The organism is Anaerobium acetethylicum, from assembly GCF_900096945.1.
Lineage (GTDB): Bacteria > Bacillota > Clostridia > Lachnospirales > Lachnospiraceae > Anaerobium > Anaerobium acetethylicum.
Window position 1 is genome coordinate 481064 of sequence record NZ_FMKA01000001.1, and the last position, 22604, is coordinate 503667.

Consider the following 22604-nt stretch of genomic DNA (forward strand, 5'->3'; position numbering starts at 1 on the left):
ACTTTCCAATGAAATCATAATAAGTGCCAGTCACTGCGAACAATTGTTCACAGTGACTGGCATCTTTCATACCACTCGATTACAGGTCTGAGATTCTCCTCGTTTACGAAATCTCCACCCTCTTTTATCATTTTGAGATATTCCTCTTCAGCTTCCGTCTTATCTTCTTTCTTTAGAAGCGCCGGTTCCATCATCCTGATCATTTGATTCATCATAAATTTGTATATTCCGCTCAGCCTGCTGATATCAAAGCCTCCCTGCAGATAAAACAAGCCGATGCCCTCAATCCGGTGTTTTTTTCGCAATTCATCAGCTGTCTTTTGATCCGGCACGCTCATTCCCACCGCACAGACTGCTTTGATATCATATCTTTTCTTTGCCTTTTCATACCCGGCGAGCGCCCCTGCCCTTATCCATCCGAGAAAAATAACTTCATCGCTTTTTTCAGGCTTGCAGCCGCCTTGTCTGCATCATAAACAGGAAGTCCTGTCTTAGCACCAAGCATCGCAGCATATTCCTTTGTATGTCCGGCATTCGATTTGTAAATAATCGCTTTCATCCGTCATCCCCCTTTTTTATTATTACTTTGTTTATTAGTAACTGTTCCGAACCCCTGTCTCGCGAGGTGTTTTTATGCTGAATTTGCATGAAAATCCGAGACATACGTGCGCCAAATTTCTGATTTTGCAATTTGTGTGCATCAAATGTGACTATGAAGGACATAGTCCTGAATAGTTACGTTTATTATATCACATGGCTTCCTCTGGTGATATCACCAAATTTTTCCAAACACATAAATGCCGGCTTGGTTTCAGAAACACATACATTGACAGATGTAAATGTGACTGCTATTATATTAGAAATACCAGTCAGCTTTTCAATCATGGAATTACATTTCAAAGGAGGATTTCGTTCATGAAAATCAAATATAATAAATGCTGCCCGGATAACAGCTGCTCCGATAGCAGCTGCTGCGGACAGGAAAAAACAATGACGACTGCAAAAGAGAAAAAGGAAATTGTAATAGATTTTCTTTTTCTCGACCTCACAGTGTGTGAAAGATGCCAGGGTGCAGAAACCAATCTCGATGCGGCGGTAAATGAGGTATCTGCAATCCTCAGCGCTGCCGGTTATGAAACAGTGGTTAATAAAATTAATGTGAACACAAGAGATCTGGCCGTCAGACACAGATTCCTGAGCTCTCCGACAATCCGCGTGAATGGAATGGATATAGCACTTGAAGTTAAAGAATCCCTCTGCACGGAATGCGGCGATCTCTGCGGCGACTCTGTAGACTGCAGAGTATGGATTGAAGATGGCGTAGAATATACGGAGCCTCCAAAGTCCATGATCATTAATGCAATTTTAAAAGAAGTCTATGGCGGTCACCATAAAACGCCTTCAGACAGTGCCCCTTATGTGCTTCCCGACAACCTGTCGACATTCTTCGATGGTATTGAAAAGAAAGCCTGAAACTTCAGAAGGCCCCTGCGATGACAAAAGACGAGTGCGCATGATCGCGCACTCGTCTTTTGTCATATTATTTCCCGGATTTCCCATTTGATTTTCCATTACTGCCCGAAGTATTATTTTCGGATTTTATTTCCTTATTCTTTTCGGTCTTCATGCTTGAAGTATCACTCTTCTCTTTTCCCGAATTGCCCTTTTCATTTGCATTTTCTTCTAAAACCGCATCTGTATCATCAGAATTATCCTGGGCAGCTAATGCTTCCGTCTCAACTGTACCTTCTGTTACCGCTGCTTCATCCGTCACTTCTGCTTCTTCCGATTCAGCTGTATCAGATTCCTCCGTGACTTCTGCGTTCGTATCTGCAACTTCTTTTATATTTCCTGATTTTCCGTGGGATTTGCAGTTATAGATTGCAGTCATGATTTCCTTAACGCTTGCATCCTTATATTCCTCAATAGTCGCTTCAGGATCAAGTGCCTGAAGTTTGTTTATAAGGTTCAGTTTTCCAGGTGTAATTTCCAATTCTCTCGCTTCATCTCTGCGTGCAAGAGCCACATTATCTTTTTCAACTGCAGCTTCCTGGCCGGTTTCTTCAAGCGCTGCCGCAGCCCCTGTCTCTGAATCCTCTGTCAGTGCTTCTGCAAGTTCTTCGTCATCGGTCTCTGAAGTCAGTGAAATCACTGTCGATCCGTCTTCTTCAATATAGCCGTTCTCTGCTGCCGAATCAACAAGATTCTGCACCGCCTCCTCAACTGTGTTTCCGATAACATCAACGCCTTCCATGATGCATTCTCCATCTTCATTATAGCCTTCCGCCGTAACTACCGTGTCAAATGCATTGACGCCGAGTTCAACGCTCGGATTGATATCAAGGCTCACATAGGCAACCGGTGTCTGGTAATAGGCATAGGCACCGCTTCCTGCACCGATAACTACAAATGCTGCACATGCTGCTGTAACTAATTTTTTCATAGACTCTCTCCTTTTACGGTTCTTCATGTAATCAGGTTCCTGTTTGTTCTCCAGCGCAGCCATCAAACGCTTTTCCGTTCTTGCGACGAGTTCATCCTCAGCCCTGATCTGGTTTAATGCGGATTTAAAATACATATTCATAATCCTTGCTCCCTATTTTTTCCTTTAATATTCCCCTCGCCCTGTAAAGCTGGGAATATATCGTATTTTCTTTTCGTCCAAGCATAGACGCAATTTCCGGTACTGCGTACTCCTCATAATAAAACAGATAGATGACGTCTTTATATTTTGAGGGAAGCTCCAGCACTAACTGCATCAGTTCATTTTCAGCCCTGGTTTCAAACGCCAGCTCAATACCATCAATCGGTTCCGTTTTGCGATACCAGAAGCATTTCATCACGTCTTTACACTTGTTTATGGCCACTCTGATCAGCCATGCTTTCTCGTGTTCAGGACTTTCAAAACTTTTCCCATGCTGAAGCAGTGCCAGGAATGTTTCCTGGAAGACGTCGTCCACGTCAGCCGGATTTTTCAGATACAGATAGCAGATACGGCGCAGCATATCAGAATACTTTTCCAATACCGCCTTGATGTAATCGCATGATGTCTCATCCATATGATACCTCCTTATACCTTAAATACGATTCAGCTCTGGAAATCCTTGCATGAAAAATAATTTTTCTCAGAAAAAATTCAGAAGAATCCTCCGATTGCCTAAAAGAAATTAATTATTCTTCTTGAAGCATTCGGGGCATTCACCCACAAATTCGAAATTGTGCCCTGTTATATGGAATCCGGTCTCATTCGCAATATTTTCCCTCATCTCTTCGAATGGACATCCGTCTATGGCAATGCGCCTGTGGCATTCGGAGCATACGAGATAATGGCAGTGCCCCTCACTGCTAAGCTGGTAGTAGGACTTCCCGTCACCTCCGATATTCTTCATAATGATGGATTTCTCGGCCAGCGTCGAAAGTGTCCTGTAAACAGTCGAAAAATTAAGCTCCCGCTTCTGCCTCGCCAGAACGAATATCTCATCAGCCGTCATCGGTTCACATGCCGATTCCAGGATATCCAAAATCAGTTTTCTGCCTTCGGTACTTTTCAATCCATTATTCTTAAGTACATTTTCCTTCATTACGCCTTCCTCCCCGCGATGCAGGCTAACCTGTTCCTGACAGCCTTTGCGATTATGACTGCAAGCAGAACGGCAACCGAAACAAGTGCCGTGAAGCCGCCCGGTGCTACATTCAGATAATAGGAAAGGATCAGTCCTGTCATGATATCGATGATACTGAAAATAACGGATGCAATCAGCGTTATTCTGAATCCTTTTTCAAGCTGCATCGCGGCTGCCACTGGCAGGGTGATCATCGAGCTTAAAACCAGCACTCCTACAATCCTGATAGATGCCGCAATTGCAGATGCCACAAGGATTGCAAATATATAATTGATGAGTTTTACCTTCACTCCCGCTATCTGCGCCGCTTCTTCGTCGTATGAGATATAAAGCAACTGGTGATAAAGGAACACCAGGGCAAGAACCGACAGCATGCTCAATATGAATATTGTAATCATGTCCGTTTTAGTGACTGTCAGTATGCTACCGAACATATAGGACTCGGTATTTGCCCTGAGTTTTCCCGAGCTCATAATTGTAATCGCAACTCCGACGCTCAGCGACAGCACGATCGACAGAATAAGGTCAGTGTATTTCTTAAAATAATTCCTTAAAAATTCAATCAGCGCTCCGCAGACAGCTGTGAATGCAAATGCTCCTATGATAGGATTCTGACCAAAAAGAAGACCAATCGAGATGCCGGCCAGGGATGCATGGGAAAGGGTGTCCCCGATCATCGAATAACGCCTTACAACCAAAAAAACTCCTATGCATGGACACAGGATCGATATTAAGAATGACACAATCAGTGCATTCTGCATAAAACCATACTGAAGCATATCTGTCACCCCTTTCTGTCGTAATGCAGGTACTCTGAAGCATATTTTTCAATATTGCAGAAGTGTCCGCATCCATTCTGTAAATGGTACAGCTTTGTGGAATTTTCAAAAACAGCCTCGAAATTATGCTCCACAGCCACTATTGTCATTCCGGTTTCATTCTCCATCTTTTTCAGCAGCCTGTAGATTTCCTTCTGGCTGTCAATGTCAACTCCTGTAGACGGCTCGTCCAGGATCAGCAGTTTTGGGTTTCCCATCAGCGCTCTTGCTATCAGGATTTTCTGGGTCTGTCCTCCAGAAAGCGTTCCCATGAGCTCTTTCCTGTAATCAGACATTCCTACAAGCGCCAGTGCACGCATGACAACTGTCCTGTCCTTGATTTTCATGATTTTCCTGTACGAATCAAGCACTTCAAAAACGGTGACCGGAAACGCGGAATTCGCATAGTCGCTCTTCTGGGGCACATACCCGATCTCTTTTGTTTCAATGGACATGCTCCCTGCTGTAGGCTTCAGAAAGCCGAGCATGATCCTCATGAGAGTCGTCTTGCCGCTGCCGTTGTCTCCGATTATAGAAACATACTCTCCGGCTTCTATCTTCAGATTAATATCATTTAAAACTCCCGGCTGTATGCCGTTATATGAAAAACACAAATGTTCAATATTTACCATGCTAAATTCCTCCTGTCATAAATTTTAAACCACATATTTCCTTTTGTAAACCCGTAATGCAAATCATTTGCAGTATCAGTCCTGGTTGACAAATTTTGGATTTTGGTATATCATTGCAAATGCAAATCACTTGCAATAAAACAGACGGAGGCATGTGCAATGAAAAAAATAATATCACTATTACTGATCATGAGCATATCCATTTCCCTCGCAGCATGCAAAGAGAGCTCGGGCGAAAAGGAAAAAGACGGTTCGAAAATTTACGTTTCCGTAACTTTCGATGCACTCGCAGAATTCACTAAGGCTGTGGGACAGGATAAAGTTGAAGTTGCAACCATAATCCCTGCTGGAACCGAACCACATGATTTCGAACCAAAAGCTGCCGATATCGCCAGGCTAAGCGATTCGGAAGTTTTCGTATATAACGGTCTTGGAATGGAAGCCTGGGCTGAAGAGACAATAGCAGCCGCAGAAAACAATTCATTAACAGTGGTCATCGCTTCTGAACATGCTGATACGCTTAAAAACAGCGGTGAAGAAGCCGATGAACACGGTGCCTATGATCCTCATCTCTGGCTCAGCATAAAAGGGGCTCAAACACAGGTCAGAAACATTGCAGACGGTCTCGCTTCTGCCGATCCTGAAAACAAGGCTTTCTATGAAAAAAATGCTGACAGCTACATTGCAGAGCTCGAAACGTTATTCCAGGAATACAAGGGCAAATTCGATTCTCTGGAGAACAAAAACTTCGTTACGGGTCATGCTGCATTCAACTATTTCTGCCGCGATTTCGGTCTCGTGCAGAACAGTGTCGCAGACATTTTTGCAGAAGGCGAGCCTGGTACGAAGCAGCTAGCGGATCTTGTGGATTACTGCAGGGAAAACAATGTGACGACGATTTTTGCAGAAGAAACAGGAAATGCCGACATATCCCGGACACTGGCCAAGGAAGTCGGTGCCGATGTACAGACAATCTATACAATGGAGAACCCTGAAGACGGAAAGACTTATCTTGAAAGGATGCGGGACAACTGCCTGAATGTATACGAAAGCTTATCCGTACAGTAAGGTTTTTTTACAAGTGGAGTGTCAAAGGCCCCTTTCAACATAATATTCGTCAATTTGCACATTTTTTATAATGAGGACGTGATGCAAATCGTGTTCATGCGCAGCGCACTCTCGCTTAGATGAAGACGTAGTGGTACGTAGGGCCGCAAAATACGCGACCAGCTCCATAAAAAAACTGCAGGCTATATAAAATATAGCCTGCAGTTTTTTTATTTAAAAATTTGTTCCGTTCCAGCCCCAGTTCGAGATCTCTTCGTATATTACATAAACACAGTCAGGGTCTATGCTGAGTTCTTTATGGATGATTCCGGTGATGGCTTTTGTAAGATTTTCATATGCATCTTTCGATGATTTTCCAAAAATCTTCACTTCTATATAAGCCAGCGGTCTCTCGCTGCTCCCTTTAAAATACATGATACTGTTGTCCTCAAAAGAAACCATAAGCCAGTTTTCGCTTTTCCCTGGAATCAATTCAATCGCCTTTCCAAGCTCCGATTTGATTGTCTCCCTTTTTCCGGCGTCAATGGCCGCAGTCGTTTTTACATTCATATATGGCATACTGTAAATCCTCCTTCATAGCTAAGATATGTAATACAATGTAGATTATACCCTTAGCCGTTGTCTATTACAATACAGCAAGTGAATTACTCACGACTCAAGTCATGAGAATGCGATGATTGTTTGTAACTATTCAGGACTACGTCCTTCATAGTCACAGATGATGCACACAAATTGCAAAACCAGCAATTTGACGCCTAGAGAACTCAGGTTTTTATGCAAAATCAGCATAAAAACACCTCGCGAAACGGGCGTTCTGAACAGTTACGATTATTTTTCAATAAAAAATAATATAATAGATCACATACACCCAGCTGAGAAGGCCATGTATAATTGCCCATAAAACCGAATGCCAGTTGGTATAGGAGATGACCATGGCCAGACAGGAACCGAACGTTATTCCGGTTCTGACTGTTTTATTTATTGTTGTGTTTCCTTTATTATCCGACATTATTTCACTCCTTTACCTTGAAATATCAACTATCGCTGCCATTTTCTTCCGCGGGCTCCTGGGCACGGTTATATTCCTGCAGCTTTTTGTCTGCCAGGTAAAAAATGCTTCCTTCAGGATATTTTCCATCAGGCCCTGCCGTTCCCGCCTCAACACCGGTCATGATTTCAATCCCCTCGTCAATGCTTTTGATTGCATAAATATGGAATTGTCCATCCCTGACCGCTTCCAGGATCTCTTCCTTCAGCATCAGGTTGTCTATATTTCTTGCCGGAATCATGACTCCCTGCTCGCCAGTGAGTCCCTTGCCTTTGCAGACATCAAAGAATCCTTCGATTTTTTCAGTGACACCTCCGATTGGCTGGATCCCTCCCAGCTGATCGACAGAACCCGTAACCGCCAGATTCTGTTTCAACGGCACTCCCGACAGGCTTGAAAGGATTGCATAAAGTTCGGCGCTGGATGCGCTGTCCCCTTCAATTCCTTCGTACAGCTGCTCAAAAGTGACCTGGGCAGTAAGGCCCATGGGCTTTTCCTGTGCAAGCTTTCCTCCCAGATAGCCAGCAAGGATGAGCACGCCTTTCGAATGAATATTGCCGCTCATTTCGGTCTCGCGTTCAATATTGATGACGCCTCCGCGTCCGGCATAGGTCCTTGCCGTTATTCTGGCCGGAAGCCCGAAGGAGTATCCTGACGCTTCGATGATAAACAGCCCATTCAGCTGTCCGACAACAGATCCTTCCGTACTTATCAAAATCTTGTCAGCCAGGATTTCCTCCTGGATTTTTTCCTCCAGCATATTGAGGCGGTACTTTCTCTCTCTGACGGCCCTGTCAACATGGGCAGCTTCAACGAACTGAGCCCCCTCTGTCCTTGCAAACGAATCGGACTCGCAGACCAGGTCGCTTACATCATTGAACTGGGTCGATAGTTTCTTCTGGTCTCCAGCCAGCCATGATCCATATTCAACAATCTTGGCAAGGGCACTACGCGTAAAATGCTTCAGTCCCTCTTTCTTGCATAAGGATCCGACAAAAGAAGCATAATCACTTATTGCTTCCTGATTTCGCACCATTTCGTCATCAAAATCGACTTTCACCTTAAAAAAATTCTGAAAATCCTCATCAGTGGAATAGATCATATAATATAAAGGACTGCCAATTAATATGATTTTTACATCCAGAGGAATCGGCTCCGGCTTCAAAGTCAGGGTCGGCACAAAACGGTACTGCTCGCCGATATTCTCGACAACTACCTGCCTGTATTTGATCGCCTTCTTGAGGGCATCCCAGGCAAAAGGATCCGTCAGTACATCCTTGGCCTGCAGTATGAGGTATCCTCCATTTGCCTTATGGATTGCACCTGGCTTCACCATGGTAAAATCCGTATTCATGGCAAGAATCTGGCTTTTGTATTCGATTTTCCCGAACAGATTGTAGTAGTAGGGATTAAACTCGACAACAACGGGTGCCCCTTTGTTCATATCATTGTGTATGAACAGATTCACCTTATATCTCAGGAACGGATCCATTTCTTCATGAGGACCGAGAATGGTCGTCTTGATAACATCCGGATCTTCACCGTTTTCCTGTTCTACCTCTTCCTCAGGCATCACCACCGGCGCCCTTACGATTGCCGGCTCGGTGATTACAAGCATGCTGTGGTTCTCTCCGATGTCCTTGATCACCATGTCCAGGTATTCCACAATCTTAGGAATCTGGGTATATTTATCTTTCATTTTCTGGACCAGGGGACCCGAAGCCATAATTGCAGTCTGAACGTTCAGCTCGCTCATTTTCTCATCAGCCTCTGTTTCTATCATCAGACCATCCTGCAGAATCTGATCCATTGTCTTTTCCAGCTTTATCCTGTTCTCTTCAATGGCTTTCTGTTCATCCTCTGTAAGTCTTTCAAGTTCATCCGCAATCATGGGCCTTCCATAGCGGAGCGGCACGAAAAGTATCCTGTCCGCAGCCTGCTTCACACCGAATCCGACTTCAAAAGCCTTCTGCTCCGTTATATGGAAAAGCTCTTCCATCTTCTGCTGCACAAACCTGACAATTGCATTCTTTCTCTGCTCATATTCGCTGCTCTCGAAAGCCTTTGGTATCGCCTCCCGTAGTTCTATTATGAGTATTTCCATGTCTTTTTGAAACGATCTCCCCATGCCGGCAGGAAGAGATATTGCCATAGGCCTGTCCCATTCGTTGAAATTGTTCACATAGCACCAGTCATCAGGTACCGGCATTTTCTCTGCCATCTGGGAAACCACCGACTTGATGTAGGCATTTTTTCCTGTCCCCTGATCTCCGACAACGAATATATTATATCCGTCTGCCTTCATGGATAGGCCAAACTGCATAGCCCTGACTGCACGCTCCTGTCCGATCACACCCTCCTGCGGAGGCACATCAAGGGTAGTCTCGATAGAGCCCAATTCCTCATTTGGATTGCAGACCTTCCTTAATTTTTCCAGCGGAACCTTATATTCATCAAGACTCTTCATATATGATTACCCTCCTCTGCACTTAAACACAATACCAGTTTTTACATACATGTCATATTATCATTATACTAAAATTCAATGCCTATTTGTAAAGTTTTTTATTATTTCTGCAATTCTCTTCTAATTCCAGATATCAGCCCCAAAAAGCAGATATTTTCACCCTGTTTGCATACTCCTTCCTGAAGAAAAAAAGCCATACGCACGGAACCAGCTTTAGGCTGTTCCAGTACGCACGGCTTTCAATTACTGTGCCAAACAATATTCTCAATAACATTTTTTGACTGACCCTGAAACAGCAAATCACTGAATCAGATTAGTCTTCATATACTGTAGCCAGATCAAACTCAATCTGAATCTCTTCCGATGGCTCCTTCGTCAGTAACGAAACAACAACAATCACAATGCAGGAAACCAGGAATGCCGGCAGCAGTTCATAGATGCCGAATATTCCACCCATAGGTTTTAAGGCAAGCTTCCATATAAACACCATCACCCCGCCTGCCAGCATACCGGAAATAGCACCTTCCCTTGTGGTTCTTTTCCAGAACAGCGAGAACAGCATGATCGGTCCGAATGTTGCTCCAAATCCTGCCCATGCGAATGATACGACCGTGAAGATAACGCTGTTTTCATCAAGCGCTATCACGATTCCAATAAGCGCCACCAGCACAAGCACGATTCTTGATACGCTCATTACCTGTTTATCCGTAGCATCCTTTTTGATGATACCCTGGAATATGCTCTTTGCAAATGCAGATGCGGCAATGAGAAGATAGGAATCTGATGAGCTGATTGTAGCCGCTAAAATCCCTGCCATGGCAAGTCCTGCAAAAAGCGTCGGAAGCAGCTTTGTGGACATGACGATGAAAATGCTTTCCGCAGCGCCTGCCGTTAAAAGTTCTGCAGGCACAATTGCCCTTCCGATCAGGCCTATGCATACCGCAGCAACCAACGAGATTCCACACCAGACTGTTGCAATCCTTCTGGACTGCCTGATTTCAGAATGTTTTCTGATTGCCATGAAACGCAGGAGCACCTGTGGGACACCAAAATATCCGAGCCCCCAGGAAAGTGTCGATATGATTGTAAGCAGTCCGTACTTTCCTGCCTCTCCGAAAAGAGGTGCTCCGCTTTCAGAAACCTGCTGTACGCCGTCCACGACTGTTGGAGAAGAGATTCCAAAGAAATCCAGGAATCCAGGTATCTCCCGCAGGTTTTCGAGCACCGCTCCAGGTCCTCCGGCATATATAAGCGATATGACAAGAAGAAGCCCCAGGGCTACAATCATCACAATTCCCTGCATAAAATCGGATACACTTTCTGCAAGAAACCCTCCAAGGAATGTATAGATAATAACAAACAATGCCCCCCCTATCATCAGATACTGATATGGAAGTCCGAATAATGAGTTAAAGAGCTTACCCACCGTAACAAAACAGCTGGCTGCATAAACTGTAAAGAATACCAGAATAAAAACTGACGAAATACCCATAATTATTTTATTCTGTTCCTTGAACCTGTTGCTTAAAAAGTCGGGAACCGTAATGGAATCCCCTGCTATGATCGAGTAGCCGTGGAGCCTTTTCGCCACCAGCAGCCAGTTGATGTAGGTTCCGATAAATAGGCCGATTGCAGTCCATACGGCATCGCTGAGGCCGTACCAATAGGCAACCCCCGGCAGACCCATAAGGAGCCATCCGCTCATATCAGATGCTTCGGCGCTCATTGCCGCAACCCACGGTCCAAGGGCCCTTCCACCGATAAAATAGTTGTCTGAGCTTTCGTTTGCACGTTTTGCAAAATATACACCGATTCCGATGACTACTGCCATATAGCAGCACATTGTAATAAATATTTCTAACGTACCTGTATTCATTCATTTAACCTCCGATTATTTTTATAATGCATGGAAAAATCCACACACTTTTCAAAATTATAGCAGATACGTATGGATTGCACAAGTATTTCATCAACAGAAAATACCGCTACAGCATGTTGTCTGCTGTAGCGGCATCTTTTGTTCTGTCACAGGAAGGTTCGTCCTCTGAAATCAAAACTTTCTGTATAAGTTTACTGAACTTCAGCGCTGTTGCCTGCTGTTTCTATTCAATGACAATGACTGCTGTTTTTCCTAATTCCATCCAGTCATACAGGAATTTTGCATGGCTTGTATAATTTCTTACGCATTTGTGGGAGAGCGGCACTGTTCCAATTGTACCTGAATATTCCTGCATTGGTGCATTCAGACCTACCGGAACACCATGGATATAAGATCCGCCAGTGAATCTGATGCCATAAGGCGCATAGCCTGCGATTGCTCCTGTTATATCATCCAGATACTGGAACTGGCTTACCCTTTGGATTGTCATGTAATATCCAAGCGGCGTCGGCATCTTATATTTCGTATTGGCACCGGTCGTAGCATAGGAATAGGAAACCAGATTCCAGCCGCCGTTGATCAATTCGAAAACACCTTCATTCTGGTTGTTTCTGTCTACTACGATGACTTTCGACAGGGTTGCAATGGAATTGCTGAGGGAAACATATTTCTTAGGGACATAATATTCACCAGAAAAGTTCATAGTTCTGATTTTATAGAATGTTCCCGATTCTCCAAGGACTGTTAACAGTGTACCATCTGCAATGTACCTAAACGATGCCCCTGTACTTGCCGAACTGTAGGCAGGCGCCGACTGGTATCTCTGAACACCGTAAGGATCCTGTGTGCCTCCATTGTAATACGGGGCTGCTCCATTTGCATTCTTGTAATTTGAAATATATGCTGTGGTGGTGCTGTCGACTTCATTCTTCAAAGCCGTAAGGGATGCAAGCATTTTTTCAAACTGGAAGGTGCGGTACCTGGCAAGAGAGCTCAGGATATAACCGCGGGCTCCGTTCGTCCATATAACCTCATACCACTGATCCGTTCCATAGCTGGAAAGATACTGCCCCTTGACCATTGCCACAACCTTTACCTTTGTATTATAGCCTGCCTTGCCGATCACTGAACCCGAGGTGCTTGGAGCAGATCTTATGTTGGCTCCGCTTACTGAAATCAGCACATAATCATAGGGTATGCTATACCTTGTATACTTCAGATTTACGGCAACGGAATCAGGAACTCTCGTATTATAAGTGGCTACCGTGCCGCCCGAACCTGTGGATCCCGTAGATCCTGTCGATCCCGTAGAACCTGTTGTGCCTGTGGAACCCGTTGCGCCTGGTATTTTCAGGACCTGTCCTACACGTATCAGATTCGGATTTGCTATATTATTGGCTGCCACAATCTGCTGCACCGTAACGCCGTATGCACGGGCAATTTTTGTCAGGGTATCTCCGCTCTTAACGGTATAGGTGCCTCCTGCAGATGCAGTTCCCGTTCCTGATGGCGCTGTGGTTGCCGGTGCTGCCGATCCTGATATTTTCAGAACCTGCCCAGGAAAAATAAGATTAGGATTGGAAATATTATTAGCAGCTACGATCTGCTGTACCGTAACTCCATACTTAGCCGCAATCCGGTATAAGGTGTCTCCGGATTTGACAACATACGTCGTCTGCGTTGTTTCTGTTGCATAAATGAGCTGTGGCGATGCATTCACTTTCAGGTCTGGTTTTATACCACCTGCTGCAAAAGCCTGTATCGGAAAAACTAGTACACATAATGAAATGACTGAAAGCATAAAAGTTGTCCTTCGGGTATTAAAGCTATTACTCATCCCTAATTCACCTCGTTTCATCAAATCATCGTTTCAGGGATACTGCAAAAACTTCATAACATCATATATTAGAATCAAAACTCCAGCCGCTCCTGTTCTGTTTCACTCGACTCAGCCCATATTCATTCCTCCCTAAGCATATAATTAACATAATTTTATACGTTAATTATATCACTTTTTATATAATTTCACAACTTATTGTCTGATAATTATTTGTCTTGCAGGCCAATTGTTACTGTTCACTCTGTGAGTAGCGAATCATTTTGTGCTTGCCGTATAAACCTTATGTCTCTGCAGCAAATACCCGTACTCCACTTATATGATTGCCTGTAACCTGCTTAACGTTTAAAATAAATTCTTCTTATCTTCATGTCATAAATCCCGCTAAACAGCCCCCCCATGTGCGGGCACATAGGGGGCTGTTGACAGATTGCTTTTCCAATATTATTTATCATCACAAACAGTTTCCCTTTAAAAAGTTCATATTTTTATTCGGTCTTTCCCTTTAATTCTTCAACCTTTGCGCCTAACTGCTCTTTCACTTCTCCAACTTTAGCCTCTGCCTGCTCTTTCACTTCTCCAACTTTAGCCTCTGCCTTCTCTTTTATCTCTTCGCCTTTCTCTTTCAGTTCTTCTGCTTTTTCCTCTGCCTGATCCTTGATTTCTTCTGCTTTGGTCTTTGCATCTTCAACCTTTTCTTCTGCTTTGTCTTTCAATTCATCAGCCTTTTCTTCCGCATCATCTTTCATGTCTTCTACTTTGTCCTTAACGTCTTCGATTACATCCTCTACTTTATCTTTGATGTCATCAAATACTTTCCCGATTTTATCCTTGAAACCACTCATATTGATTTCTCCCTTCCATTAGAAAACATCATTATCAGTTACCTTTCTTCTCAAATCCGAAAACGTAATCCACAGAACAAGTCACATGCAGTCGTATTGTTCATTTTTTCTTGTTGTCATTTATAATATACCACAAACCCATCGCCATAACAATAATACACAGAATCATTTCACTCTATTATTGATTTATCTGTCAATTCTTTCCTGTTATTAACATGAGCCTGGCTCCAGACCTTCCGATAAGTCCCGGATCCTTTCTTTTTTCCGGACATATACCAGGCTGCTGGTCCATTTTCCACCTGGACCCGCCACATATTTCCTGTATTCATCATAATCCATATAATATTTACGGCCCCAGGAAGAAATGCACAGAATGATCCTTCCAGCTGCCGGTTCTGGTATCACGCCCGTTACTATCACATAGTGTCCATGGATATTGCTGTTTGCTGATTTCACATATCCTCGTTCAACATGCCCCTCATTTTCCGTATTCACAGGCAGGTAAAAAGGGATTCCCGCATCCCCCCACAAAATCGGGGTATTTGGCCCCACAGAAAGGATAACCGGTATATCTGCTTTTATCATCTCCTCTATTCTTTCCAGCATCAAAGACGATGTAAGCGACCACGCCCATGAGGCTTCGTACTCGATTCCTGCAAATCTGAAGTATCTGTTTATTGCGGATGCAAGTTTTGGTCCTGTTACGCCGATCCATCTTTTTGTTTTCGTATATTGTGAATCAATGCATTCCAGATAGCTGATATAATGCTCCTGCATAATGGAGCAGCCGTCCTTCATGGCGATACGGGTAATCCTGTTCTGCCTGCCTGTATCCTGCAATGCCAGATATAAAAAAAGATCCCCAGCCGCAATCGTTCCACATCCGTAACTGCGGATAATATCCGAATGACTAAATCTCCCGTTCTTTTCATACCACATCTGGCTTCCTCCATAAAAAACGTCGCCATCTTTCTTAATTGCTACATACCCGGGACGATTCAAAGTACATTCTGCCATTCTGCCGTTTGCATTTCTCTGTATTCTGTGCTTGTTCATAACCGCCATTCCCCATCCATCCTCATACTTTGGCTTCTCCTTACACATAAAACGAAATGTCCGGATACTTTGCCACTGGCACCGCATCCGGACGTTCCTTCAAAAACTGCTCTTATCTGTCCGTACCCTTTTCGCTGTACCCATAATAGAAAAATCCTACTACACATACAAGCATACAGAACAGGACAAAAAATGTAACATAAGCAGGATTTGACACAAACCCGCCAATGAATATGATGCCAGATCCTATGATTCCAAAAACCGGGCAGATAATGCCTTTAAATCTGCTTGTGACGATGCCGCTTTTTTTCATGCCAAGCACTTTGAGATATAAGATAATATAGCAGGCATAACTGAACACGATAGATATTTCGCTTATGTCACCACCGCCCAGGGCTCCCATCTTCTGCGTCATATAATGGATTACCATCCATACCAATGACACTGCAAAAGAGACAAGCGCTGATCCTGTGGATATCTGCAATTTCGGATTGATCAATGCTACTGTCGCTGCTCCCGGCATCATTTTCTTACTTGCAAGGGCCTGGGGCATCCGCAAGCTTCCAAGGATGATCCCGTTCAATACCCCCAGGACTGAAATCACTATAAAAATCATCAGAATCTTCGATCCATTGCTGCCCAGAAGCATTTCGCCAACTTTGTTCACCGCTTCATTTCCGGTCGACATGATATACTCGGCACCAAGCATCTTGCTCAATCCCAGATAATAGGTCAGATAAACGCCGAGCACTATGATTGGTCCGAAAATCAGAGCAAGTGTCATATTTTTTCTCGGATTCTTCACTTCGTTTGTTATGCTCAGGGCCACAACCCAGCCATCATAGGAAAAGGCGATTGGCGCAAGCGCTGCAAGCCATCCGATCCCAACATCGCTCTTTGACACAAGCTCAACGCCTTCGGGGATGGAAGGATTTGAAGAACCCCAGAATATGCTGATCAGCGCAATCCCAAGCAGTGGAATCAGCTTGATCAGGGTCGATGCATTCTGAAAATATCCGCCAAGCTTTATAGATATCACGTTCACGGCATAAAACAGAATCATATACACGAACCCAAGCATCATCTGCATATTCAAAGTATTTTCAATATCGAAAAGCAGGCATGTGTAAATTCCCGCAACCCAGGAAATGACTGCAATCAGTGTCGGGAAATACACAAATGTCTGGAACCATCCAAAACCGCAGGAAACTTTTTTTGAAATGAATTCCTCATAATATCCGACTATTCCGCCGTTTGTCTTATTCCTGACCGAAAGTTCCGTTAGCGTAAGACTGCCGAAAATAATTCCAAATGCGCCGATGCAGAATACAAGTACACCAAGCCAGAGATTTCCGCCAGTATAACTAAGCACATCATCGCATTTGAAGAATATTCCTGTTCCGATTACGATTCCGACAATCATTGCAGTCGCGGTCATAAAACCATAATGCTCATTTTGATTTTTCTTTAAGTCCGCCATTTTCCCTCCATAACAGGCACTTTATAAATGATTGAATGCAATAACTGATTAAAGCATCTCTTTTCTTAATTCTGCTGCTGTTTTTGGTGACAGATATCCGAATGGAACATCAAATACCGTACATGCTCCTGTCTTTCCCTCTTTGGACATCTTGTATATGGCTCTTGCATAAGCAACCAGTATGCTTGCTGTAAATTCAGGATTGCTGTCAAGCGCCAATGAAAATTCCATTTTCTGTCTGGTTCCGTCTCCGGTTACGCCCGTTCTGATTACAAATCCGCCGTGAGGCATGCCGGCATGGTTTTTCTCTAACTCCTCTTTTGTTATGAAATTCACTTCCGTATCATAATCGGAGAAGTAATTCGGCATATTCTTAATGGTTTCTTCAATTGCCTTAAGATCAGCTCCCTCCTCAGGCACCACATAGCATACCCTTAAATGCTTTTCTCTCGTCGTAAGCTGTGGATTAGATCCGCTCCTTACTTTTTCCAATGCTGATTCAACAGGGACAGTATACTGCTTTCCGTCTTTTACGCCCGCAACTCTTCTGATGGCGTCCGAATGGCCCTGGCTTATGCCTTTTCCCCAGAATGTATAATCTGTTCCTTCCGGAAGAACCACGTTGCCCAAAAGCCTGTTCAACGAAAACAGTCCCGGATCCCAGCCAACAGAAATGACGCTCAGCTTTCCTGCTTCTTTTGCAGTTTTGTCCATCATTTCAAAATACTCAGGTATCTTGGCATGTGTATCAAAGCTGTCAACAGTATTGAACAGCTGTGCTATTTCTGGTCCCTGTACTGCAAGATCAGTTGCTGATCCCCCGCATAGAATCATAACATCGATTTCATCTTTGTAGTCTGCAATTTTAGAAATATGTACCATGAAAGGATCATTTTCTGCAACTGCACCTACTTCCCTTCTTGTAAAAATGGCTTTCAGTTCAATGTCAGGGTTCTGATTGATTGCTTTCCTGACGCCCCTTCCAAGATTTCCGTACCCTACTATTCCAATCCTTATGTGATCCATCATTACTATTCCTCCAATATTTTTGTTAAGTTGTTGTTTGTATGAACTATTTTATCACAAACAGCATACTTATAAATACCTAAATATCATATAACTTTGATTTTTTTTCATTTTATGCATTCTGTCCGGTTTCACTGCATGTTCCGGCATTCCCGCCTGCCTTCACCTGGGTTACGACCACTGCTGCGAGCATAAGGGCGCATCCCGCCTTTTCCTTTGCGGACATGACTTCTCCCAGCAATGCAGCTCCACTGACTGCCGCAAAAAAAGATTCCATGCTTAATATAATTGCCGCCACCGTCGGTTTTGTATATTTCTGTCCTAGGATTTGGAGGGTATAGGCAATGCCTACAACAAATACGGCCGAAAAGAGAATTGGTCCCGAGCAGGCCTCAATACTTTTGATATCCGGATTTTCAAAAACACCTGCTGAGATTGCAGAAAAAATCCCCGCTGTAGCGAACTGTACAAATGACAGCTTCAACCCGTCGGCCCTTCCTGCATAAGCATCAACTGTAATAATATGAAGGGCCCAGAAAATGGTGCCGATCAAAACAATGAAATCCCCGCTCTGCATAGAAAACCCCTCGTTTATCGTAAGCAGATACAGGCCTGCAGCTGCCATGGCGACGCCAATCCAGGTATTCGGTTTTCCTTTTCTTCCTGCCAGCAAGCCAAGCAGCGGTACAAGCACTATGTAAAGCGCTGTTATGAATCCTGCTTTGCCGGCAGTCGTATAGACGATTCCATACTGCTGAAAAGATGCGCCAAAAAACAAAGCTGCCCCGCATAGTATTCCGCCACCAAGCAGATCCTGCATTCTGTATGCAGGCTGCGGGCAATTTTCTTTCAGGGATTCTCTCCTGCTTCTGTCAAACCAATCAGAAACCAGGATTAACGGTATCAAAACCACCGCCCCTAAAAGAAATCTGCTTGCACCGAAGGTGAAAGGACCGATATAGTCCATTCCCACCTTCTGGGATACGAATGCCGTCCCCCATATGATTGCTGTAACCAATAAAATTATACTGCCTTTAAACTGTTTCATCTATTCCACCATTTCATTTCTTCGCTTTTTATATCCGGCTTCAATTATACTAAAAGAGAGGGAAAAAGAAAAGGGCAGGAACAAAAGATGCACCCTTAGTCAATACTAAGGGTGCATCTTTTGCAACACGGCATTCAATCCTGATGTTTCATGAATGCAGGCTGGCTTGTTAACTTATATCAGAAGAACTTCATTTCACGTCAATCTGTTTATTTTCCCATGAACAATTCAATGTCGCTGTCAACTGTTCCGATACCAGCGATTCCGAACGTTTCTACCAGGACTTTTGCCACGTTAGGAGACAGGAACGCAGGCAGTGTAGGTCCTAAATGGATATTCTTAACGCCAAGGTACAGAAGCGCAAGCAAAACGATTACAGCCTTCTGCTCATACCATGCAATATTATATGCAATCGGAAGGTCATTCACATCATCAAGTCCGAATACCTCTTTCAGCTTCAGGGCAATCAGTGCCAGAGAATAAGAATCATTACACTGTCCGGCATCAAGCACTCTTGGAATACCGCCGATATTTCCCAGATCCAGTTTGTTATATTTGTATTTTGCACAACCTGCTGTCAGGATCACTGTATCATTTGGAAGCTTCTCAGCAAATTCAGTATAGTAATCCCTGCTCTTCATTCTTCCATCACATCCGGCCATAACAAAAAACTTTTTGATTGCTCCGGATTTCACGGCATTTACAACTGTGTCTGCAAGCGCGAAAACCTGCTCGTGAGCAAATCCGCCAACGATTTTGCCGGTTTCAATTTCCGTAGGAGACTTGAGGCTCTTTGCAAGCTGAATGATTTTCGAAAAATCTTTTTTCCCGCTCTGATCCGCTTCAATATGTGTGCAGCCTGGGTATCCGGAAGCACCGGTTGTAAAGATTCTTGACTTTACTGACTCGCTCTTTGGAGGTACGATACAGTTTGTCGTAAACAGGATTGGTCCGTTGAAGGATTCGAACTCTTCAAGCTGCTTCCACCATGCATTTCCGTAGTTTCCGACAAAGTTGTCATATTTCTTGAATGCTGGATAGTAATGTGCCGGCAGCATTTCACTGTGGGTATATACATCGACGCCGGTTCCCCTGGTCTGTTCGAGAAGCTGTTCGAGATCAGCAAGATCATGGCCTGAAACAAGGATTGCAGGATTGTTTCTTACGCCGATGTTTACTTCCGTGATTTCTGGATTTCCGTATTTTGTAGTGTTCGCTTCATCCAGCAGGGCCATCGTTGCCACGCCAAACTCGCCAGTCTTTAAAGTAAGTGCAACAAGCTCTTCTGCAGTAAGGCTGTCATTCAGTGTTGCTGCAAGCGCTTCATATGCAAAAGCATAGATTTCGCTTTTTTCTTTTCCGAGATTCAGCGCATGATGGGCATACGCTGCCATCCCCTTCAGGCCATAGGTAATCAGTTCCCTGAGTGAACGGACATCTTCGTTTTCAGTAGCCAGAACCCCTACAGAAGCAGCTTTCTGAAGCATCGCTGCTTTTGAATCAACCTGAAAAGTTGCCGCATCATGAAGATTATAGACTTCAGCCGGATCCGCTGCTTCGTTCTTTGCTCCGAAAAGCCTTCTGAAAAATCCTCCGCTGCTCTTTGCGTTCTCAACGAAAAGCTTTCCTCTCAGCTCATCCCTCAAGGCAATCATCTTCGTTATTTCTTTTACAAATGCATCCTCATCAAAATTCGCATTTGTGATTGTCATAAATAAACTATTGAAAACTTCATGGTTTACTTCACTGAATTCCTTAACGTCAAGTTTCCCTTTTACAATAATTTCGGAAACCCCTTTGATTGTGTAAATAAGCAGATCCTGAAGCTTTGCAACCTGTTCATTCTTTCCACACACACCTTTAATCTCACAACCTGTTCCTTTTGCTGCCTCCTGGCACTGATAACAGAACATACTCATCTTAATTTCCTCCTATAATAATTCATAATTTTTTATTTTTTTATATTGTTCCTGTGTCTAAAGGAATTATACGTTAAACTTTCACACCCTAATGTTGCCCGGGCAACGTTTTCTATCGTTTTTACTGCTTTTTCATTTGATAAATCAAGAAAGAGCGCCCAATTGCGGCGCTCTTCGTACAAAACATCAAAAATCAATCTATCTTTTCGTATAGTCTGAAGGTATTTCTATCGTAGTCGATCAGCCCTTCCGCCTTCATTCGTGAAAGCTCCCTGGTTAATGCACTCCTGTCGGCACAGAGATAATCTGAAAGCTCAATTCTTCCCAGCGGCACTTCAAAATACATGCTCCCGTTGCGCTGGGCCTCCCGGGACAGATAGGTAAGGATTTTTTCCCGCAGACTCTTTTTTGATGTGACTTCCAGTTTTTCCATCAGCTGAATATTTTTCTGGGCAATCAGAATCACGACATTGTCGATCAGTGTATTATGAAAACTGCATGCTCTGTGGCAGGAATGCAGGATCCGCTCAAAAGAAAGGAACATGACTGTACAGTCCGCTGCCGCCTGAAAGGAAACAGTAGAGTTATAGGACCTGCTGCAGACGAATGTTTCTCCAAACACGCTCTTTTCCGTCATGATTGCCAGAATTGTCTTATTTCCCCATATGTCTTCCTTCACCATCTGCACAGTCCCCTGCAGAACCACTCCCACAGACTTAATATCGTCACCAGAATGAGTTATATAATTCCCCTTTTTGAAGGATTTCACATATGGTTTCAGACAGGTAAGCATGGAGTCCAGCTCTTCTTTTTTTATATTGCCGAAAAGAGGAGTCTCCATCAGCAAGTCGATATATTCTTTCATTTTATCCCTTTCTAAATCCTCACTTAATACTTTATGCCCTTCCAATAAACGGGGGTGTACACCTCTGCCATATCCGGAAGCTTCACGTCTTTCAGAGCCCATTTTCTGAACTCCTCAAAACCTGTTCTGTCGACAATATAACCGATATGCTCCTTGCCTCCCGGAGCCTCCGGATCAATATAATTATTCACATAATCATAAGTGTTCAATATGATTTTAATGATGCTTTCCTCATCGACCCATTTGATGAAATCCTCACCCATACGGGGATTCTTCTTCCCAGTTCTTCCAAAAAGAGTAAGGCGGTACAGTTTCTCACTGCCTCTGGTCCATGCTCCTGTAGGGCAGGCCAGGACACATTCGCCGCAGCCGATACATTTGGCCTCATTCCGTTCCACTTTATAGTTGACTGTCTTGAGGACGTTGACTGATTTCTTTTTGCAGGCTTTCACACAGGCCTCGCAGTTCACACATCTGTCTTTGTCATACTGAGGCTCCGTCATGCCCATGATTCCGAAATCATGCATTCTCACCTTGGCACAATCATTTGGACATCCTGTAAGGGCTATCTTGAAATGCAGGTCGTTTGGAAAAACCGCCTTCTCGATACGCTGGGCAAATGCGGTCGTATCATAGCATGCATAGGGACATACGCGGTTTCCGATACATGCGGTAATATTACGGGTCCCTGCAGCCGGGTATCCTCCGCCTGGCAGTTCCTGATTGATGTTCAGGCCTTCTATAACGGGCTGGAGAAGTTCATTCACCCGGGGCATATCTTCGAATTTTATGCCTGGAATCTCAAATCCCTGCCTGCTTGTTATGTGGATCGTCCCGTTGCCATAGGTGTCGGCTATATTTTGAATCATGGAAAGATATTTCGCTTCTAAGTGGCCTCCTGGAACACGTACTCTGGAAGCCGTTATTCCCCTCTCCTTTGTCACGCGGAAGGCATTCTTCTTAAGCAGCTTTGTATTCATGTCCATCCTGTTC

Annotated in this window: 22 protein-coding genes; 2 read left to right on the forward strand and 20 right to left on the reverse strand. The window is 43.9% G+C overall.

All coding sequences use genetic code 11. The features are described 5' to 3' along the window. Positions 1–47 precede the first annotated feature (47 nt). Both BJR36_RS02130 and BJR36_RS20170 read right to left on the reverse strand, forming a co-directional pair. Positions 48–332 (reverse strand): hypothetical protein, encoded by a 285-nt coding sequence (locus BJR36_RS02130; protein WP_139133501.1) that lies wholly within the window; start codon positions 330–332, stop codon positions 48–50. 77 nt (positions 333–409) lie between these two features. Next, positions 410–559, reverse strand: coding sequence for a hypothetical protein (locus tag BJR36_RS20170; protein ID WP_169823563.1), 150 nt, complete (start codon positions 557–559; stop codon positions 410–412). A gap of 356 nt (positions 560–915) precedes the next feature. Between BJR36_RS20170 and BJR36_RS02135 the strand changes: the two genes are divergently transcribed. Continuing rightward, entirely contained in the window at positions 916–1473 is a 558-nt protein-coding gene (locus BJR36_RS02135) for a DUF2703 domain-containing protein (protein WP_091229390.1), read from the forward strand. A 67-nt stretch (positions 1474–1540) separates the two neighbouring features. Here the strand turns inward: BJR36_RS02135 and BJR36_RS02140 are convergent, their stop codons facing one another. From BJR36_RS02140 to BJR36_RS02160, 5 genes are all read right to left on the reverse strand, one after another. Next, positions 1541–2584 carry an anti-sigma-I factor RsgI family protein gene (locus BJR36_RS02140; protein WP_091229391.1) on the reverse strand — a complete coding sequence of 348 codons (1044 nt, stop codon included), beginning with the start codon at positions 2582–2584 and terminating at the stop codon, positions 1541–1543. Beyond that, positions 2568–3059 (reverse strand): RNA polymerase sigma factor, encoded by a 492-nt coding sequence (locus BJR36_RS02145; RefSeq protein ID WP_091229394.1) that lies wholly within the window; start codon positions 3057–3059, stop codon positions 2568–2570. Before BJR36_RS02145 ends, BJR36_RS02140 begins: the two co-directional genes overlap by 17 nt. A gap of 108 nt (positions 3060–3167) precedes the next feature. Beyond that, a complete protein-coding gene (locus tag BJR36_RS02150) occupies positions 3168–3581 on the reverse strand; it encodes a Fur family transcriptional regulator (protein ID WP_091229396.1) in 414 nt (137 codons plus the stop codon). Then, the gene (locus tag BJR36_RS02155; RefSeq protein ID WP_091229399.1) at positions 3581–4402 is read right to left on the reverse strand and encodes a metal ABC transporter permease; all 822 of its coding nucleotides are present in this window, start codon (positions 4400–4402) and stop codon (positions 3581–3583) included. Before BJR36_RS02155 ends, BJR36_RS02150 begins: the two co-directional genes overlap by 1 nt. A gap of 5 nt (positions 4403–4407) precedes the next feature. Beyond that, the gene (locus BJR36_RS02160; RefSeq protein WP_091229402.1) at positions 4408–5073 is read right to left on the reverse strand and encodes a metal ABC transporter ATP-binding protein; all 666 of its coding nucleotides are present in this window, start codon (positions 5071–5073) and stop codon (positions 4408–4410) included. 159 nt (positions 5074–5232) lie between these two features. Between BJR36_RS02160 and BJR36_RS02165 the strand changes: the two genes are divergently transcribed. Beyond that, positions 5233–6141, forward strand: a complete 909-nt coding sequence (locus BJR36_RS02165; RefSeq protein ID WP_091229404.1) for a metal ABC transporter substrate-binding protein — start codon at positions 5233–5235, stop codon at positions 6139–6141. A 213-nt stretch (positions 6142–6354) separates the two neighbouring features. On the opposite strand, the gene BJR36_RS02170 is transcribed toward BJR36_RS02165, so the two are convergent. From BJR36_RS02170 to asrC, 13 genes are all read right to left on the reverse strand, one after another. Next, positions 6355–6699, reverse strand: coding sequence for a phenylpyruvate tautomerase MIF-related protein (locus BJR36_RS02170; RefSeq protein WP_091229406.1), 345 nt, complete (start codon positions 6697–6699; stop codon positions 6355–6357). A gap of 277 nt (positions 6700–6976) precedes the next feature. Further along, entirely contained in the window at positions 6977–7150 is a 174-nt protein-coding gene (locus BJR36_RS20175) for a hypothetical protein (protein WP_169823564.1), read from the reverse strand. A 25-nt stretch (positions 7151–7175) separates the two neighbouring features. After that, positions 7176–9656, reverse strand: a complete 2481-nt coding sequence (locus BJR36_RS02175; RefSeq protein ID WP_091229411.1) for a Lon protease family protein — start codon at positions 9654–9656, stop codon at positions 7176–7178. A gap of 313 nt (positions 9657–9969) precedes the next feature. Continuing rightward, a complete protein-coding gene (locus tag BJR36_RS02180) occupies positions 9970–11532 on the reverse strand; it encodes a sodium/proline symporter (protein ID WP_091229414.1) in 1563 nt (520 codons plus the stop codon). 226 nt (positions 11533–11758) lie between these two features. Further along, positions 11759–13372: a LysM peptidoglycan-binding domain-containing protein gene (locus BJR36_RS02185; RefSeq protein WP_242875429.1), complete on the reverse strand. Its 1614-nt coding sequence runs from the start codon at positions 13370–13372 to the stop codon at positions 11759–11761. Between the two features lie 488 nt (positions 13373–13860). Then, positions 13861–14217: a YtxH domain-containing protein gene (locus BJR36_RS02190; RefSeq protein WP_091229418.1), complete on the reverse strand. Its 357-nt coding sequence runs from the start codon at positions 14215–14217 to the stop codon at positions 13861–13863. A 210-nt stretch (positions 14218–14427) separates the two neighbouring features. Then, on the reverse strand, positions 14428–15321 hold the full coding sequence (locus tag BJR36_RS02195) for a hypothetical protein (RefSeq protein WP_139133502.1): 894 nt from the start codon (positions 15319–15321) through the stop codon (positions 14428–14430). Positions 15322–15385: 64 nt separating this feature from the next. After that, entirely contained in the window at positions 15386–16753 is a 1368-nt protein-coding gene (locus BJR36_RS02200; RefSeq protein ID WP_091229423.1) for an APC family permease, read from the reverse strand. Between the two features lie 48 nt (positions 16754–16801). Next, positions 16802–17779, reverse strand: coding sequence for a diaminopimelate dehydrogenase (locus tag BJR36_RS02205; RefSeq protein WP_334292919.1), 978 nt, complete (start codon positions 17777–17779; stop codon positions 16802–16804). 112 nt (positions 17780–17891) lie between these two features. Further along, complete coding sequence (locus BJR36_RS02210; protein ID WP_091229429.1) at positions 17892–18827, reverse strand: DMT family transporter; 936 nt, start codon at positions 18825–18827, stop codon at positions 17892–17894. Positions 18828–19036: 209 nt separating this feature from the next. Further along, on the reverse strand, positions 19037–20746 hold the full coding sequence (hcp, locus tag BJR36_RS02215; protein WP_091229433.1) for a hydroxylamine reductase: 1710 nt from the start codon (positions 20744–20746) through the stop codon (positions 19037–19039). Between the two features lie 193 nt (positions 20747–20939). Further along, positions 20940–21713 carry a Crp/Fnr family transcriptional regulator gene (locus tag BJR36_RS02220; RefSeq protein WP_242875430.1) on the reverse strand — a complete coding sequence of 258 codons (774 nt, stop codon included), beginning with the start codon at positions 21711–21713 and terminating at the stop codon, positions 20940–20942. Continuing rightward, positions 21635–22597 (reverse strand): sulfite reductase subunit C, encoded by a 963-nt coding sequence (asrC, locus tag BJR36_RS02225; RefSeq protein ID WP_091229441.1) that lies wholly within the window; start codon positions 22595–22597, stop codon positions 21635–21637. The genes BJR36_RS02220 and asrC overlap by 79 nt, the downstream gene beginning before the upstream one ends. Between the last annotated feature and the right edge of the window lie 7 nt (positions 22598–22604).